This is a genomic window from Amycolatopsis thermalba, from assembly GCF_003385215.1.
GTDB classification, from domain to species: Bacteria; Actinomycetota; Actinomycetes; order Mycobacteriales; family Pseudonocardiaceae; genus Amycolatopsis_E; species Amycolatopsis_E thermalba.
This window is the reverse complement of record NZ_PQHW01000012.1, coordinates 76,697-93,092: the sequence shown is the minus strand read 5'-3', so window position 1 is coordinate 93,092 and position 16,396 is coordinate 76,697. Positions and strand designations below refer to the sequence as shown.

The 16,396-nt window shown below is 73.5% G+C and carries 15 protein-coding genes and 1 pseudogene; 9 read left to right on the top strand and 7 right to left on the bottom strand.

Going from position 1 to position 16,396, the window contains the following annotated elements; genetic code table 11:
- The first annotated feature begins 275 nt into the window (after positions 1-275).
- The 4 genes from D0D15_RS08055 to D0D15_RS08040 are packed head-to-tail and all read left to right on the top strand — an operon-like array spanning position 276 to position 3,980.
- Positions 276-1,022 (top strand): alpha/beta fold hydrolase, encoded by a 747-nt coding sequence (locus D0D15_RS08055; RefSeq protein ID WP_094006636.1) that lies wholly within the window; start codon positions 276-278, stop codon positions 1,020-1,022.
- Between the two features lie 60 nt (positions 1,023-1,082).
- Positions 1,083-2,687: an ATP-binding SpoIIE family protein phosphatase gene (locus D0D15_RS08050; RefSeq protein WP_115944342.1), complete on the top strand. Its 1,605-nt coding sequence runs from the start codon at positions 1,083-1,085 to the stop codon at positions 2,685-2,687.
- A complete protein-coding gene (locus D0D15_RS08045; protein ID WP_094006634.1) occupies positions 2,684-3,004 on the top strand; it encodes an STAS domain-containing protein in 321 nt (106 codons plus the stop codon). Before D0D15_RS08050 ends, D0D15_RS08045 begins: the two co-directional genes overlap by 4 nt.
- Positions 3,005-3,026: 22 nt before the next feature.
- Positions 3,027-3,980 (top strand): TIGR03557 family F420-dependent LLM class oxidoreductase, encoded by a 954-nt coding sequence (locus D0D15_RS08040; protein ID WP_115944341.1) that lies wholly within the window; start codon positions 3,027-3,029, stop codon positions 3,978-3,980.
- On the opposite strand, the gene D0D15_RS08035 is transcribed toward D0D15_RS08040, so the two are convergent.
- A complete protein-coding gene (locus D0D15_RS08035) occupies positions 3,965-5,098 on the bottom strand; it encodes a citrate/2-methylcitrate synthase (RefSeq protein ID WP_115944340.1) in 1,134 nt (377 codons plus the stop codon). The genes D0D15_RS08040 and D0D15_RS08035 overlap by 16 nt on opposite strands.
- A gap of 75 nt (positions 5,099-5,173) precedes the next feature.
- Between D0D15_RS08035 and D0D15_RS08030 the strand changes: the two genes are divergently transcribed.
- Positions 5,174-6,298 (top strand): citrate/2-methylcitrate synthase, encoded by a 1,125-nt coding sequence (locus D0D15_RS08030; protein ID WP_115944339.1) that lies wholly within the window; start codon positions 5,174-5,176, stop codon positions 6,296-6,298.
- Here D0D15_RS08030 and D0D15_RS08025 read toward each other — a convergent pair.
- Complete coding sequence (locus D0D15_RS08025; protein WP_233157355.1) at positions 6,291-6,623, bottom strand: DoxX family protein; 333 nt, start codon at positions 6,621-6,623, stop codon at positions 6,291-6,293. The genes D0D15_RS08030 and D0D15_RS08025 overlap by 8 nt on opposite strands.
- Before the next feature lie 61 nt (positions 6,624-6,684).
- Between D0D15_RS08025 and D0D15_RS08020 the strand changes: the two genes are divergently transcribed.
- Positions 6,685-7,575, top strand: coding sequence for a LysR family transcriptional regulator (locus D0D15_RS08020; RefSeq protein WP_094006629.1), 891 nt, complete (start codon positions 6,685-6,687; stop codon positions 7,573-7,575).
- A 16-nt stretch (positions 7,576-7,591) separates the two neighbouring features.
- On the opposite strand, the pseudogene D0D15_RS08015 reads toward D0D15_RS08020, so the two are convergent.
- A pseudogene (locus D0D15_RS08015) lies at positions 7,592-7,995 on the bottom strand (integrase core domain-containing protein); the annotation flags it as partial.
- A 189-nt stretch (positions 7,996-8,184) separates the two neighbouring features.
- Complete coding sequence (locus tag D0D15_RS08010; protein ID WP_094006628.1) at positions 8,185-9,909, bottom strand: IlvD/Edd family dehydratase; 1,725 nt, start codon at positions 9,907-9,909, stop codon at positions 8,185-8,187.
- 149 nt (positions 9,910-10,058) lie between these two features.
- On the opposite strand from D0D15_RS08010, the gene D0D15_RS08005 reads away from it, so the two are divergent.
- Both D0D15_RS08005 and D0D15_RS08000 read left to right on the top strand, forming a co-directional pair.
- Positions 10,059-11,492: a DHA2 family efflux MFS transporter permease subunit gene (locus tag D0D15_RS08005; protein ID WP_115944338.1), complete on the top strand. Its 1,434-nt coding sequence runs from the start codon at positions 10,059-10,061 to the stop codon at positions 11,490-11,492.
- The gene (locus D0D15_RS08000) at positions 11,489-11,896 is read left to right on the top strand and encodes a MarR family winged helix-turn-helix transcriptional regulator (protein ID WP_094006626.1); all 408 of its coding nucleotides are present in this window, start codon (positions 11,489-11,491) and stop codon (positions 11,894-11,896) included. Before D0D15_RS08005 ends, D0D15_RS08000 begins: the two co-directional genes overlap by 4 nt.
- Before the next feature lie 244 nt (positions 11,897-12,140).
- Here the strand turns inward: D0D15_RS08000 and D0D15_RS07995 are convergent, their stop codons facing one another.
- Both D0D15_RS07995 and D0D15_RS07990 read right to left on the bottom strand, forming a co-directional pair.
- The gene (locus D0D15_RS07995; RefSeq protein ID WP_094006625.1) at positions 12,141-13,634 is read right to left on the bottom strand and encodes a PucR family transcriptional regulator; all 1,494 of its coding nucleotides are present in this window, start codon (positions 13,632-13,634) and stop codon (positions 12,141-12,143) included.
- Positions 13,631-14,692 (bottom strand): DUF917 domain-containing protein, encoded by a 1,062-nt coding sequence (locus tag D0D15_RS07990; protein WP_094006624.1) that lies wholly within the window; start codon positions 14,690-14,692, stop codon positions 13,631-13,633. The genes D0D15_RS07995 and D0D15_RS07990 overlap by 4 nt, the downstream gene beginning before the upstream one ends.
- 55 nt (positions 14,693-14,747) lie before the next feature.
- Here D0D15_RS07990 and D0D15_RS07985 point away from each other — a divergent pair, with 55 nt between their 5' ends.
- Positions 14,748-15,527, top strand: coding sequence for a putative hydro-lyase (locus tag D0D15_RS07985; protein ID WP_198958281.1), 780 nt, complete (start codon positions 14,748-14,750; stop codon positions 15,525-15,527).
- Here D0D15_RS07985 and D0D15_RS07980 read toward each other — a convergent pair.
- Complete coding sequence (locus tag D0D15_RS07980; protein ID WP_094006622.1) at positions 15,511-16,374, bottom strand: trypsin-like serine protease; 864 nt, start codon at positions 16,372-16,374, stop codon at positions 15,511-15,513. The genes D0D15_RS07985 and D0D15_RS07980 overlap by 17 nt on opposite strands.
- Positions 16,375-16,396: the final 22 nt, after the last annotated feature.

The following is a 16,396-nucleotide window of genomic DNA, read 5'->3' as shown; positions in this document are numbered from 1 at the left end:
CTCCCGCACCGCGGGCGACCGGCTGCGCGCGCCGATCCCGCACCGCGGGCGACCCCGTGCGGCGGCCGATCCCGCACCGCGGGCGACCCCGCCGGCGGGCGGCTCCGCGCGACGGGCGACCCCGTGCGGCGCGCGATCCCGCACCGCGCGCGACCCGCCACTGCGCCCCCCCGCGGTTTTTGAGTCCCTCCGGCTTGCGTTCTACGCTCCCGGAAAGCGTGCGTCACGCCAGCGCCCGCCACTCGGACGAGTGATCTTGCGGAGGGAGCCTGGCCATGGTGGAAGATCGGTCGGTCCTCACGCGTCCCGCGCCCGCGCCGGACGGCGAGCTTCGCTACGGGCCCGGCCCGGACCACGTCGCCGATCACTGGCGTGGCCGCCCGGACGCGCCACTGATCGTCGTCATCCACGGGGGCTTCTGGCGGCCCGACTACGACCGCCGGCACATCCGGCCCCTCGCGCACGCCCTGGCGCGGACCGGTCTGAACGTCCTCTCCATCGAGTACCGCCGCGTCCCCGGCGCGCCCCGGCTCACCACCGCCGACGTCGCCGCCGCGCTCGGTGTCCTGCCGGTGGAACTCGCCGGGCAGTACGACGGCCGCGTGGTCGTGACCGGGCATTCCGCGGGCGGTCACCTCGCCCTGTGGGCCGCCGCCAGCGCGCCCGCGCCCGGACTCGCCGCCACCGTCACCCTGGCCGCCGTCGCCGATCTGGCCCTCGCCGACCGGCTCGGTCTCGACGACGGCGCCGTCCGAGCCTTCCTCGGCGACACCCCGCCGGACGGCCTCGACCCCGCCCGGCTGCCCTCGCCGGCCCGGCCCGTCGTCCTGATCCACGGCACCGCGGACGAAATCGTGCCCGCCGCCCTGTCCCGCGCCTACCGCGAAGCCCACCCGGACACGCGCCTCATCGACGTCCACGACGCGGGCCACTACGCGTTGATCGATCCGGACAACACGGCCTGGCCTGCGGTATCGTCGAACCTGCTCGCCCCGGCAACCGATGCGGAACCGTGGCAGTGACAACCTGATTCCGCGGAAACCACGGGTTTCTCCGACCTGAGCAGGGGCTAGTCTCGCATCATGTCGACTTCGGCCAGCGCGCGACTGGAAGCCGAGCACAAGCTCCAGCGCATCGGTCTCGTCAGCGACAGCGCGCTCGCCCACCTGGCCACCGAGGACCTCCTGCCCGAACTCCTGGACCGCGTGCGCCAGGTCCTCAACTCCGACACCGCCGCCGTGCTGCTGCTCGAACCGGGCGGCCGGGAACTGGTCGCGGTCGCGGCGCGCGGCATCGAGACCGAGGTGTCCCAGGGCGTCCGGGTCCCGGTCGGCAAGGGCTTCGCCGGGCAGGTCGTCGCGCGCCGGGAGCCGGTGCAGCTGCAGCGGGTCGACTCGACGACGGTCGTCAACCGGCTGCTCTGGGAGAAGGGCATCCAGACCCTGCTCGGCGTCCCGCTGCTGCTCGCCGCGGACGCGCTGGGGGTGCTGCACGTCGGCTCGCTGTCGCCGCGCGAGTTCACCCCGGAGGACGTCGAGCTGCTCCAGCTGGCCGCCGACCGGATCGCGCTCGCCGCCCACGCCCAGCGCGCCAAGGCCGAGCGCGCCGCCGCGGCGGAGCTGCAGCGCAGCCTCCTGCCGACCCAGCTGCCGATCGTCCCGGGCCTCGAACTCGCCGCGCGCTACGTGCCCGGCGACGAGGGTGCCATCGCGGGCGACTGGTACGACGTCTTCCTGCTGCCCAACGGCTGGCTCGGCGTGGTGATCGGCGACGTCGTCGGGCACGGCCTGCCTGCGGCGATCGTGATGGGCCGGATGCGCAGCGCCCTGCGGGCCTTCGCGCTGGAGGGCGGCGACCCGGCCGAGGTGCTGTCCAACCTCGACCGCAAGATGCAGCACTTCGAGCCGGGTATGATGGCCACGGTGCTCTACGCGCTGGTGGAGCCGAACTTCGAGCGGCTGCACGTGTCCTCGGCCGGCCACCTGGTGCCCGTCCAGGGGCGCGTCGGCGAACGGGGCAGGCTGCTCGACGTCGCCGTCGACCCGCCGATCGGCGCCCTGCGGGACGTGCGGCGCCGGGTGACCGTGTCGCTGATGCCGCCCGGATCGGTGGTCTGCTTCTACACCGACGGACTGGTCGAGCGGCGCGGTATCGCCCTCGACGACGGGCTGGAGCGTCTCTGCGACGCCGTGCACCCGGCCCAGGCCCACACCGTCTGCGCCGACGTGATGGCCGAGCTGATCGGCGAGGACACCCCCGACGACGACGTGGCGCTGCTGGCCGTGCGCCGCCAGGACCGCGCGGACCTCGGCCCGCTGGAGCTGACCGTGCCCGCCGTACCCGAGTCGCTGAAGGAGGTCCGGTCCGCGATGCGCCGGTGGCTGACCATCGTCGGCGCGAGCCAGGACGCGACGTCCGACCTGCTGGTCGCGGTCGGCGAGGCCACGTCCAACGCCGTCGAGCACGCCTACGGCCCGGCGGGCGGGGTGATCAAGGTGCGGATGGAGCTGCGCGGACGGGACGCGATCGCCACCGTGTGCGACGAAGGCCGCTGGCGCCCGCCGCGCGGCGAGAACCGCGGCCGGGGCACGCTGTTGATGCACCGCTGCGGGGACGAGGTCCGCATCGACCACCACGCGCACGGCACCGAGGTCATGATCCGCCGGGCGATCGGGCACGCGGAATGACCGCGGCGACGATCGATGCCGTCAACGACGGCGGTCACGTCCTGCTGCGGGTCAGCGGGGAGATCGACCTCGCGAACGCGAACGCCGTGCAGGACCAGATCTTCTCCGCGATCGGCAACGACGTCATGCGCGTCTCGATCGACCTCACCGAGGTGACCTATTTGGACAGTTCCGGGCTGCGGGTGCTGTTCACGCTCACCGGGCGGCTCAAGGTGCTGCAGATGGGGCTGGACCTGGTCGTCGCGCCCGCCTCGCCGGTGCGCCGGGTCCTGGAGATGTCCGGCTTCGAACCGCTGGCGAAGGTGCGTGAGGGGTGACCGGCGCGGGTAGTCCCGGCGCATGGTGAGTGTCGGTTACTTCCTGTCCAGCGAGGAGCACGGGCCCCGCGAGCTGGTGGAACAGGCGAAGAAGACAGAGCAGGCCGGGTTCGAGCGGTTGTGGATCTCCGACCACTTCCACCCGTGGACGGGCGAGCAGGGCAACAGCCCGTTCGTGTGGTCGGTGATCGGGGCGCTGTCCCAGGCGGTCTCGCTGCCCATCACGACCGCGGTGACCTGCCCGACCGTGCGCATCCACCCGGCGATCATCGCGCAGGCCGCGGCCACGGCGGCGGTGCAGTGCGAGGGCCGGTTCGTGCTCGGGGTCGGCTCCGGTGAGGCGCTCAACGAGCACATCCTCGGCGACCCGTGGCCGCCCGGCTCGCGGCGGCTGGAGATGCTGGAGGAGGCCGTCGAGGTGATCCGCAAGCTGCACACCGGCGAGCAGGTCACGCACTACGGCAAGCACTACACGGTGGAGCAGGCGCGCATCTACACGCTGCCGGAGCAGCCGGTGCCGATCTACGTGTCGGCGTTCGGGCCGAAGACGGCGCGCCGGATCGCGAAGATCGCGGACGGTTTCGCCACGGTGATGCCCGACGGCGAACTGGTCCACTCCTACCGCGAGGCCGGCGGGCGCGGGCCGATCCAGGGCGGGTTCAAGGTGTGCTGGGCCGATTCGGCGGAGCAGGCACGGGAAACCGCGCACCGGCTGTGGGCGAGCGACCTGCTGCCCGGCAGCCTCGGCCGCATCCTGCCGACGCCGCGCGACTTCGAACAGGCCGTGCCGGTGGTCACCGAGGAGCAGGTCGCGGGCCAGATCCCGTGCGGCCCGGACGCCGACGCGCACGCGCAGGCCGTGCGCCAGTTCGCCGGCGCCGGGTTCGACGAGGTGTACGTGTCGCAGATCGGCCCGGAGCAGGACAAGTTCTTCGACGCCTGGTCGTCGAAGGTGCTGCCTCAGCTCACCGGCTGAGGGGCGGGCGGACCGACGTAGCGGGCCGCCGGGCGGATGATCTTCGACCCGGCGGCCTGCTCCAGCACGTTGGCGCACCAGCCGACGACCCGGCTCACCGCGAACGTCGGGGTGAACAGGGCGCGCGGCAGGCCGCACAGTTCCATCACGACCCCGGCGTAGAACTCGACGTTGGCGTACAGCTCGCGTCCCGGTTTCAGCTCGGCCAGGATCTCGACCACCCGCCGCTCGACCGTCGTCGCGAAGTCGGCCAGGTCGCCGCCGAGCCCGGTCGCGATCTCGCGCAGCAGGACCGACCGCGGGTCCTGCGTCCGGTAGACGGCGTGGCCGAAGCCCATGATCCGGTCGCCCGCGGAGATCCGGGCGCGCACCCACGCGTCGATGCGGTCCGGGGTGCCGATCGCGTCGAGGCTCGCCAGCGCGCGGTCGGGCGCGCCGCCGTGCAGCGGCCCGCTGAACGCGCCGAGCGCGGCGGCAACCGCGGACACCACGTCGGCGCCGCACGAGGCGACGACGCGCGCGGTGAACGTCGAGGCGTTGAACCCGTGGTCGACGGTGGCGATCAGGTACTGCTCGATGGCCCGCGCGTGCTCGGCCGCCGGTTCCGCGCCGCTGACGAGGTACAGCCAGTTGGCGGCGGCACCGAGGTCGGCGCGGGGTTCCAGGGGCTCCAGGCCGGCGCGGAGGCGGTGCAGCGCGGCCAGGATCGTCGGCGTCACCGCGCAGACCAGCATGGCGTCGGCCTTGCGCCGGTCGGGGCCGGCGTCCCACAGCGGCGGCAGGTCACGTGCCGCGGCGAGGACGGACAGGGCGGTGCGCAGGCCGGCGATCGGATGGCCGCCGGCGCGCGCGACCAGCGGCAGGATCTCGCGCAGCTCGCCGGGCACCTCCCGCAGCGGCGCCAGTTCCTTGGCGAAGCGGACCCGTTCCTCGGGTTCGGGGAGGCGGCCCTCCAGGAACAGGAACCAGACGTCCTCGAACGTCTTGTGGCGCGCCAGGTCGATCGCGTCGTACTGGCGGTAGTGGTAGAAGCCCTCGCGCCCGCGGACGTCGCCCAGCTCGGTGGTGGTGACGACGACGTTGCGCAGTCCCGCGGGCACGTCGATGAGTTCGGTCATGCCTTCACTGTCGGTACATTGATTGAGTATTGTCAATATTGATCAAGTCAATGTGAATCGGGAAAGCGCAGGTCGATGGGCGACGAGGGATTCCTCACGACGGCCGAGGTGGCGCGGCGGCTGGGCGTGAAGGCCGAGACTGTGTACGCGTACGCGAGTCGCGGGCTGCTGACGAGCGTCAAGCGGCCGGGGCGGCGGGGGAGTCTGTTCGCGGCCGAGGAGGTCGACGGGCTGGCCGGGCGGGGGCGCGAGCCGGGCGTGGTGGAGGGGATCCGGACGCGGCTGACGCGCTTCGACGGCGACGAGGTCTCCTTCCGCGGCGAGCGGGTGACCGATCTGGCGGGGGAGTGGTCGTACGAGTCGGTCGCGCACTTCCTGTGGACCGGGGAGCTGGCCGAGCGACCGGCGTTCCCGGAGTCGGCGGAGCTGGCCGGGCTGGTGCGGTCGGCCACCGGGGCGCTGCCCGCGACGGCGCGCCTGACGGATCACCTGCGGGTGGCCGTCGCCGTGCTGGGGGCGGCCGATCCGCTGCGGTTCGACCTCGCGCCCGAGGCGGTGCGCCCGGCGGCGGAGCGGCTGATCGGGGTGCTGGCGGACGCGCTGCCCGGCGGGTCGGCGCGGGGCACCCTGGGGGCGCGGTTGTGGCCGAAGCTGACGTCGCGACCGCCGGAGCCGGAAATCCTCGACGCCGCACTGGTCCTGCTCGCCGACCACGGGCTGGCGGTGTCCACAGTGGCCGCCCGGGTGGCGGCGAGCGCGCGGGCGAACGTGTACGCGGTGGTGTCGGCCGGGCTGGGCGCGATGGACGGGCACTACCACGGCGGGGCGAGCACGCTGGCGTACCGGTTCCTGGCCGAGGCGCGGGAGAACCCGGTGGACGCCCTGTCCGAGCGGTTGCGGTCCGCCGGCTCGATCCCCGGGTTCGGGCACCGGATCTACCAGCGGCGCGACCCGCGGGCGGACGCGCTGCTGGCGCTGCCCCCGGAGAACCCGGTGGTGGACCTGCTGCTCGACCAGCTCGCCGGCCGCACCGACCTGTTCCCGAACACCGATCTGGCGCTGGCCGCGATGATGCACGCCTTCGACATGCGCCCGGACGCCGGGGAAGCGATCTTCGCGGTGGCCCGGATCGCCGGCTGGGTGGCCCACGCGCTGGAGGAGTACGGCGAGCCGGGGCTGCGGTTCCGGGTCCTCAACTGAGCGCGAGGCTCGCCACCGCCAGCGCGAAGAACAGCCCCGGCACGGCGATGTTGCCGAACACGCGGGCCCGCACGTGCGCGATCAGCGCCCCGAGGAAGAACAGCACCAGGCCGGCCGCCGCGGCGATCCCGATCCAGCGCACCCCCAGCAGACCGAGGAGCAGCCCCGCGGCACCGGCCGCCTTCAGCGTCCCCAGCACCGGCAACCACGATGCCGGCACCCCCACCGCCGCCGAGTTCGCCAGCACGAATCGCGCCCGGGCGAAGTCCGCGACGGCGATCGCCGCGTTGAGGAGGATCGTCAGCACAGTCACTGTCACGTACACCCCACCAGCGTCGGGGCGGCGGCGGGAGCGCGTCCAATACCCGCTTCCATAACCTGGTGGCATGGACGTGGACACGCGCCTGCTCCGCTACTTCGCCGCCGTCGCCGAGGAGGGCAACCTCACGCGCGCGGCGGGGCGCCTCTTCGTGTCCCAGCCCGCGCTCACCAAGCAGATCAGGCAGCTCGAAGCGCAGCTCGGCACCACGCTGTTCACGCGCTCCCGCCGCGGCATGGCACTCACGGACGCCGGGCGGGTGCTCGCGGACCGCGTGCCCGCCCTGCTCGACGGCTGGGACCGCACGTGCCGCGAAACCCGCGCCGCCGGCAGCCGGGTGCTGCGGGTCGGTTTCCTGGCCAGCGCGGCGAACGAGGCGACACCGGCCATCATCTCCGCGTTCGGCCGCCGCCGGCCGGGCTGGCGGGTCGACATGCGCCAGGCCGCCTGGTCGAACCCGACCGCGGGGCTGGCCGGCGCCGAGGTCGACGCCGCCCTGGTCCGGCTCCCGTTCCCGGGCCAGGACGAACTCCGGGTGCGGGAACTGTTCAGCGAACCCCGCTGGGTCGCGCTGCCCGCGTCGCACCCGCTCGCCGGCCGGGACGAGATCGCCTTCCGCGAGCTGTGGGACGAGCCGTTCGTCGCCGCCCCGGCCGAGACCGGCTGGTGGCGCGACCACTGGCTGGGCGCCGACGAACGCGACGGCGAGCCGCGCATCGGAGCCGTCACCGACCAGCCGGACGAGTGGCTGAGCGCGATCGCCAACGGCTACGGCATCGCGCTCGCTCCCGAATCAGCCGCCCGCTTCTACGCCCGCCCCGGCATCGTCTACCGCCCGGTGCGCGACGTCGGCCCCACCCGGGTCGGCATCGCCTGGCACCCGGCCGACGACGACAACCCGGTCGTCGTCGACTTCGTGACCTGCTGTGTGGAAGCGACCCGGTCCGAGTCGGCCTAGTTTGTGCTCGGCCGTCAGGTTGGTGGCAGTCGGCTGGTGCGTGGCCGCCGAGTGCGTTGTGGCCGCGTTGGGTGTTGTAGTGCTCGAGCCAGGGTGCAAGTGCGGTTGCTCGTTCGGTGTTGCTGGTGAAGACCTGTCGGTCTGCCCACTCGGTCTGCAGGGTGCGGTGGTAGCGCTCGACTTTGCCGTTTGCCAGGGGCAGTGGTTGTAACGTCCCGGTGAGCGCGGCCATGCGCTCGCCAGCCGCCGCCCTCGGGGATGCGACCGATCTTCTTCACGTCCATGCGCACTAGCTCGCCCGGGGTATCGCGCTCACACCCGCACCGCGGTGGTCTTGCTGGCCCGGATGACCTGCCCGGCGAATGGGTCCAGCGCCGACAGCCGAGGCACATCGTGGCGGGCCAGCACGCGCGACACCGTGTCTTCACGCACTTGCGTGAAATGCCATGGCCTTCGCGATATGTGCCTGCGGCCGCCCCTGTCGTGCGGGCATCACGGTGTGGCACGAGAGCCTCCGGCTGGCGTGGGCCCTGGACAAGCCACACCCCAACCGGAGCCTCCCCCATGTCAACACCAGCCAGCCGCTACCAACGTCCTGGCCAAGTACACCTAGTGCGAGTCGCGGGGTACCTGGTGGCCCCGGGAGCCGCGCAGGAAGTCGAAGTCCGCGCCCTGGTCGGCCTGCAGCACGTGCTGCGTGTAGAGCCAGGTGTACCCGCTCCGGTACGGCGACTCCGGCGCCTGCCAGGACGCCCGCCGTGCGGCCAGTTCCTCGTCGGACACCTCGACGTTCAGCGTCCGCGCCGCCACGTCCAGCGTGATCAGGTCGCCGGTCCGCACCAGCGCCAGCGGGCCGCCCACCGCGGACTCCGGTGTCACGTGCAGGACCACCGTGCCGTAGCTGGTGCCGCTCATCCGCCCGTCGCAGATGCGCACCATGTCCGTCACCCCGGCCTTGAGCAGCTTCGCCGGCAACGCCACGTTCGAGACCTCCGGCATGCCCGGGTAGCCCCTCGGCCCGGCGCCGCGGATCACCAGGATGCTCGTCTCGTCCACGTCGAGGTCCGGGTCGTCGGCCACGGCGTGGTAGTCCTCGACCGTGTCGAACACCAGCGCCCGCCCCTGGTGCTTGAGCAGGTGCGGCGACGCGGCCGACTGCTTGATCACCGCACCACCCGGGCACAGGTTGCCGCGCAGCACCGCGGTGCCGCTGCCGACCGGCTGGAACGGCTCCTCGACCGTCGTGATCACGTCGGTGTTGAAGTTCTCCGCCCCGGCCACGTTCTCGCCGACCGCGTTGCCGGTGACGGTCACGCTGCCGGAGTGCAGCAGCCCGGCCTCGGCGAGCTGGCGCATCACCACCGGCAGGCCGCCGGCGTAGCAGAAGTCCTCCATCAGGTACTTGCCCGACGGCATCAGGTTCACCAGGGTCGGGACCTCGCGGATGAGCGTGTCGAAGTCGTCCAGCGACAGGTCGATCTCGGCCCGCCCGGCGATCGCGAGCAGGTGGATGATCGCGTTCGTCGACCCGCCGATCGCGGCGTTGACGCGGATCGCGTTCTCGAACGCCTCACGCGTGAGGATCCGCGACGGCCGCAGGTCCTCCTCGACCATCTCGACGATCCGCTGCCCCGCGGACTGCGCGATCTCGAAGCGGTGCGCGTCCACCGCCGGCCAGGTCGCCGAGCCGGGCAGCTGCATGCCCAGCGCCTCGGCCATGCACGCCATCGTCGACGCGGTGCCCATCGTCATGCAGTGCCCGTTCGAGCGCGCCATGCAGCCCTCGGCGAAGAAGCACTCCTCCTGGGTCATGCGCCCGGCCTTGAGCTCCTCCTCGAACTTCCACACGTGCGTGCCCGACCCGACGTCGGCGCCGCGGTACTTGCCGTTGAGCATCGGCCCGCCGGTGACCATCACCGCGGGCAGGTCGACGCTCGCCGCGGCCATCAGCATCGCCGGGGTCGTCTTGTCGCAGCCGGACAGCAGCACCACCCCGTCCAGCGGGTTGGCGCGGATGAGCTCCTCGACCTCCATCGCCATCAGGTTGCGGTAGAGCATCGCGGTCGGGCGCATCAGCGTCTCGCCGGTGGCCATGGTCGGGAACTCCAGCGGGAACCCGCCCGCCTGCCACACCCCGCGCTTGACCGCCTCCGCGACCCGGGTCAGGTGCGCGTTGCACGGCGCCAGCTCCGACGCGCTGGTCGCGATGCCGATCACCGGCCTGCCGTCGAACACCTCGGCCCCGAAGCCCTGGTTGCGCATCCAGGAGCGATAGATCATCCCCGCGCGGCCGGTCGCCCCGAACCACGCCGTGCTGCGCCTCTGCCCCGTCACGAAACTGTTCCTCTCCGTCGAGTGCGTGCGCTCCGCACGTTAAATCATTGGATGATTGAAGTCCAGAGGCGTCGGAGATCACAGTGGCTGCGCAGGCCAGAGGGTTGTACATTTATAACTGTTATAGGACTGCAACGTTTGGGGTGCGTGTGCCGGAGCTGTCCCACCGCCGTCGTCTCCTCGTGCTGGCGATCTGCTGCCTGAGCCTCTTCGTCGTCGCGATGGACACGACCATCGTCAACCTCGCGCTCCCGTCGATCGAGCGCGAGTTCTCCGCGAGCGTGTCGAGTCTGCAGTGGACGATCGACGCCTACACGCTCGTGCTGGCCAGCCTGCTGATGCTGTCCGGGTCGACCGCCGACCGGATCGGGCGGCGGCGCACGTTCCAGGCCGGGCTGGTGCTGTTCACGCTGGGGTCCCTGCTGTGCAGCGTGGCGCCGGGCATCGGGCTGCTGATCGTGTTCCGCATGCTGCAGGCGGTCGGCGGGAGCATGTTGAACCCGGTCGCCATGTCGATCATCACGAACACCTTCACCGACGCGCGCGAACGGGCGCGGGCGATCGGGATCTGGGGCGCGGTCGTCGGGCTGAGCATGGCGCTGGGCCCGGTGGTCGGCGGGGTGCTGGTGGACGCCGTCGGGTGGCGGTCGATCTTCTGGATCAACATCCCGGTCGGGATCGCCCCCCTGGTGCTGACCGCGTTGTTCGTGCCGGAGTCCAAGGCGCCGCGGGCCCGGCGGCTCGACCCGGTGGGGCAGCTGCTGGCCGTGGTGGCGCTGGCGAGCCTGACCTACGGGATCATCGAGGGGCCGCACCACGGCTGGGCGTCCGGGCTGACGCTCGGGTGCTTCGCGGTGGCGGTCGCGGCCGGGACCGGGCTCGTCGCCTACGAGCGGCGGCGGGCGGAACCGTTGCTGGACCCCAGGTTCTTCGCGAGCGTGCCGTTCTCCGGGGCGACGGTGATCGCGGTGTGCGGGTTCGCCGGGTTGAGCGGGTTCCTGTTCCTGAACGCGTTGTACCTGCAGAACGTGCGGGGCTTCACGCCGCTGCACGCGGGGCTGCTGACGCTGCCCAGCGCGCTGGCGATCTTCGCGCTCGCGCCGCTGTCCGGACGGCTGGTCGCCGCGCGCGGCGCGCGGATCCCGCTGGTGGCCGGGGGACTGGGCCTGGCGGTGAGCGGGGTGCTGCTGACCAGGCTGGGCGCGGAGACCGGGATCGGGTGGCTGGTGGTGGCCTACGTGGTGTTCGGCGCCGGGTTCGGGATGCTCAACCCGCCGATCACGAACACCGCGGTGTCCGGGATGCCGCGCGCGCAGGCCGGGGTGGCCGCGGCGGTGGCGTCGACGAGCCGGCAGGTCGGGGCCTCGCTCGGGGTCGCGGTGCTGGGCGCGGTGGTCACGTCGCACGTCTCCGGCGGGTTCACGACCGGCTTCCCGGCGGCGAGCCACCTCGCGTGGTGGATCATGGCCGGATGCGGCGTGGTGGTGATGGTGCTGGGCGTGCTGACGACGGGCGGTTGGGCGAAGGCGACGGCCCGGCGGGCGACGGCGCTGTTCGACGAGCAGGTGGGAGCGCGGACGTGAGCGCGGCGGAGCGCGTGTGGGAGCGGATGCAGGACGTGCTGGGCCGGCACGACCGGCGCAAGGCGGTCACCGAGGCGCTCGGGCTGAGCTTCATCAAGATCAAGGCCCTGCGGCGGCTGGCGTCCGGGCCGCTGACGCTGGCGGACCTGGCGGAGCGGCTGAACACCGACCGCCCGTACGTGACGCTGGTGGTGGACGACCTGGAACAGCGCGGGCTGGTGTCGCGGACGGTGCACCCGCAGGACCGGCGACGCAAGCTGGTGGCGGTGACACCCGCGGGCGCGGAAGCGGCGGCCACGGCGGAGCGGATCCTGGCGGAGCCGCCCGCGTCGCTGGCCGCCCTGGACGCCGACGAGCTCGCGCAGCTGGACCGCCTGCTGGCGAAGCTCACCACCTCCGGCTGACACACCGCCAGCGCAGACCTCACGCCCCCCGGCCGCGGACCTCACGCGCGCGAGCGCAGAACTCGCGTGCCTGAGCGCAGAACTCGCGCCCCCGAGCGCGGAACTCGCGTGCCTGAGCGTGGGACTCGCGCGGCGCGCGAGTCCTGCGTATCGGCGCGCGAGTCCTGCGGTCCTGCGCGCGAGTTCTGCGGTCCTGCGCGCGAGTTCTGCGTTCCTGCGCCCGAGTTCTGCGGTCAGGTGACCGTCAGCTGCCGAGGGTGATTGCCCGGGAGGCCAGGTGGAGGGCCAGGCGGTCGTCCGGGCGGGAGAGGTCCACCCCCAGCAGCTGCTCGATCCGGGCGATCCGCGCGGCGACCGTGTTGCGGTGCACCCCCAGCACCGCGGCGGTCTCGGCGATCGAGGACTCCGCGTCCAGGTACACCGCGAGCGTCCGCACCAGGTCGCCGGGCGCGTTGCGCAGCGGGGCGACCAGCGCGCGGGCCGCGGGCTCGAACGTGTCCGTCCGCGTCCACTCCAGCAGCAGCTGCGCCATGCCCAGCTGGTCGACGTGCAGGAAGTGCCCCGACTCGGGCCGGGTCGCGGCCAGCCGGGCGGCGTCCGTCGCCTCGGCGATCGTCGCGGCCAGGCCGTCCGGGCGCGGGTGCGGGCGGCCGACCCCGAGGTGCGAACCGAGCGTGCGCCGCAGCGTCTTGTGCGCCGCCCGCAGCCGCGCCGCCAGCGTGCGCACCCGCTCGGCCGTCGGCTCCTGGTCGAACGTCACCCACCCGGTCCAGCCGTCGCCGTGCTCGACGACCACCGCGGTGATCTGCTCCGCCCGCAACGCCCGCACCACCTCGGTCGTCCGCGCCACCGTGTCCACACTGGACGCCACGCCGATGCGCAGCCCGACGTGCCAGCCGCCCAGCCGCCACCCGGCGTCCGCGGCCCGGCGGCGCATGTCGGCGCCCGGCTCCGCGTCCAGCCGCAGCAGGTCGCCGAGCAGCGCGGTGCGCGAGCGCGCGTCCCGTTCCAGCTCCAGCCGGTTCGCCAGCAGCCACCGCTGCACCGCGCCCGCCGCGACCGCCAGCGCCGGCGGCACCACGTCCGCCCGCGCCGCCTCGGCCCCGGTCAGCTCGGCCGCCACCCACAGCACCGGGCCGGCCAGCAGCGCGGGATGCGCCAGCAGCACGCGGTCGTCGAGGTCCACCCGCTGCGGCACCGGCTCGCCCACCCGGATCCGCCCGGCCGACGCCAGCTCACCCGCCACCGGCTCGCCCCGGTCGTCCAGCAACGCCACCGGCGATCGCAGCAACCCGCGCAGCGCGGACACCACCTCCTCCGGCGAGCGCAGCCGTTCGCCGAGCGCGCGGTGCGTGGCCAGCACGAGGTTCGCGCGGTCCAGCTCGGGCGCGGCGAGCATCAGCCGGGCCTCGACGAGCAGGTCCAGCGGGCGGGCCGCCGTCACCAGCAGCGGCATCGCGAGCCGGTCGGCCAGCAGCCGGGTCGCGGTCAGCGGTTCGACCTCCGGCAGGAGCAGGCCCGCCGCGCCGCGGTCCGCCCCGCGCCGCAGGAGCGCGTCGATCTGCCAGTCGGTGCCGCGCAGCTCCCGCGCCAGCACCAGCAGCTCGCCGGGCCCCGGGCTGTCCCCGGCGTCCAGCGTCGCCCGGACCGTCTCCAGTGGACGGTCCAGTCCGGACCCGCCCGCCGCCACCCGGACCTCGGTCCACGACGGCAGGGCCAGCAGACGGCGCAGGATCATGCCAGCACCGGATCCGAGTCGATGCCGTACGCCCGCGGCCGCAGCACCGGCAGCCGCCGCGGATCGGTCCAGAACGGCGCCGCGGCCAGCCGCAGCACGTCGACCTCGATCCCGGCGCGGATTCCGTCGCACGGCACCGGCACGCCGGTGCGGTGGTCCACCACGGCCAGCACGTCCGGGGTGGACGCCACCGGCTGCCCGTCACGCAGGGCCAGCAGGTACTCGTTTTCCATCTCCAGCCGCAGCAGCGCGCCGGTGCGGTGGTCGGTGAGGGTGGCGCTGCCGCGGCCGAACCCGGCGCGGCCGTGCCGCCCGGGCCCGAGGCGCCGGGACACCTCCAGCACCCGCCCCATCGCGAGCACCTGCCCGCCGGAGGCTTCCGCGAGCCGGTCCGGCTCCGGGCTTTCCCCGGCCGCGAGCACCCGCCGCCCCAGTTCGAGCGCGCCGGTGACGCTGCCCATCACCGCGCACCCCGGCAGTTCCCCCGCCGGCAGCGGGGCGAACGCCATCGCCGCCCAGCCACCGGAACTGGCCAGGAACGCGCGAGCGCCCCGCTCGACCGACTCGTCCGAACCGGCTGCCAGCACGAGCACCTGACCACCCGGCTCGGCGAGCGCGGCCGGCGCCAGGCCGCGGCCGGTCGCGGCGATCGAGAGCTGGTCCAGCCGCGGCAGCCCGCGCCCGGACAGGTCCGCGTCGGCGCACGGCAGGCCCAGCTCGACCGCGGCCACCAGCGGCATCAACCCGTTGAGCCCGCCGATCTCGATCGACATCAGAGCGCCCGCGGGCGTGCCGGTCCAGCGCTCGATCGCGGCCACCGCCGTCGCGAACTCCGAGCCGCTGGGCAGCTTCTCGGCGAAGGCGGCGGTCGCGCCGACGATCCCCACCGGCATCACCAGGGTCGCCGGATCCAGGGCGCCGGGCACGTCGGGTTCGCGGCCCCGGCCGACGAGCTGGCGCAGCAGCGCCGCCGCCGTCATCGTGTCGCCCCCACCGCCCGACCCGAGCAGCGCGACGCCCCGTTCGAGTGCGGGCACGTCCGCCGCGGTGATGCGCATGCTTGCCTTCATGTGCTGAGCTGGAGGTATGACCAGGGTAGACGATCCAGCGACCATGACCCCGGACCAGGCGCGGGCGGCGTTCCGCGCCGGAACCGTGGCGCCGACGTCGGGGTGGGCGACCGGGTTCACCCAGACCAACCTGATCGCCGTGCCGTGCGACTGGGCCTCCGACGTGCTGCTGTTCTGCCAGCGCAACCCGCAGCCGTGCCCGGTCCTCGACGTCACCGATCCGGGCAGCACCTCGACCGTCCTCGCCCCCGGCGCCGATCTGAGCCGCGACCTGCCCAGCTACCGGGTGTGGCGCGACGGCGAGCTGGCCGAGGAGGTCGACGACGTGAGCGGGCTGTGGCAGGAGAACCTGGTCGCGTTCTCGATCGGGTGCAGCTTCACCTTCGAGACCGGGCTGCTCGCGGCCGGCGTCCCGCTGCGGCACCTGGAGCAGGGCCGCAACGTGTCGATGTACGTGACGAACCGCCAGTGCCGGCCGGCCGGGCGGCTGCACGGCCCGCTGGTCGTGTCGATGCGCCCGATCCCGGCCGGCCAGGTCGACGAGGCGATCGCGATCAGCGGCGCGATGCCGGCGGTCCACGGCGCGCCGGTGCACGTCGGCGACCCCGCCGGACTCGGGATCGCCGACCTGGCCCGCCCCGACTTCGGCGACCCGGTCGAGGCGGAGCCCGGTGACGTGCCGGTGTTCTGGGCGTGCGGGGTCACCCCGCAGGCGGCCCTGATGGCGTCGAAGCCGCCGTTCGCCATCACCCACTCGCCCGGCCACATGTTCATCACCGACCGGCGGGACAGCGAGTACCGGGTGCCTACGGCAGCGCGGTGAACGGCGCCAGGAACGTGCGCGCCGAGGGGGTGTCCAGGCGGTAGGTCACGTTGGTGGCGTAGCAGGGCGCGTCGCCGGTGATGGTGGTGGACACGAGCACCCGCTGTCCGCCGATCGTGGCGAAGTTCGGCCCGCCGGAGTCGCCGTAGCAGGCGCCGCCGTTGCCCTGCGGCGCGGTCATCGCCAGGCGCACCCAGGTGTTGTTGAGCGCGTTGAAGCTGACCGGCGCCTTCATCCGCACGCCGCCGCCTGGGTGGGTGTGGCCGCCGGGACCGTTGACGGCCTCCTGCGTCCCGTAGCCCACGACGACGAACGGCGTGCTGTTCAGGCCGCGGGGCCCGAGCTGGTCCAGCTGTCCCGCGGTCGGCAGTTGCGCCGGGGTGAACGACCACCGCGCGGCGACCTGCTGGGCGGGCAGCTGGACGACCGCGATGTCGTGGGAGTCGGCGGAGTTGCCCGGGTAGGCCGGGTCGGTGTGCGCGACGCCTGCCACGCCGACGGCACGCGCCACCGCGGCCGGGTCGCCCGGGTACCGCTGCGCGGCGTCGTCGAGGCCGGACTGCACGTCCTGGTCGAGCGAGACGTAGAACCGCACGTTCGCGGGCCAGTCGCTGGTGCAGTGCGCGGCGGTGAGGAAGGTGTCGGCGTCGACCATGGTGCCCGAGCAGACCCAGTCCACGCGGTCCGGCGTGGCCGGGTTCGCGTCGTTGTCCCAGGTCGCGACGAGTGCGCCGACCTCCGTGCGCTCGGGCGCCGGGGTCGCGTGGTAGGAGTTGATGGCGGCGGCCGGGGCCGCCGTCGCCAGGATCGCGGCGACGGCGGCGGCCGAGGCGAGTGCTGCTTTCATCCGGAAGAGTCAACCCCACCGG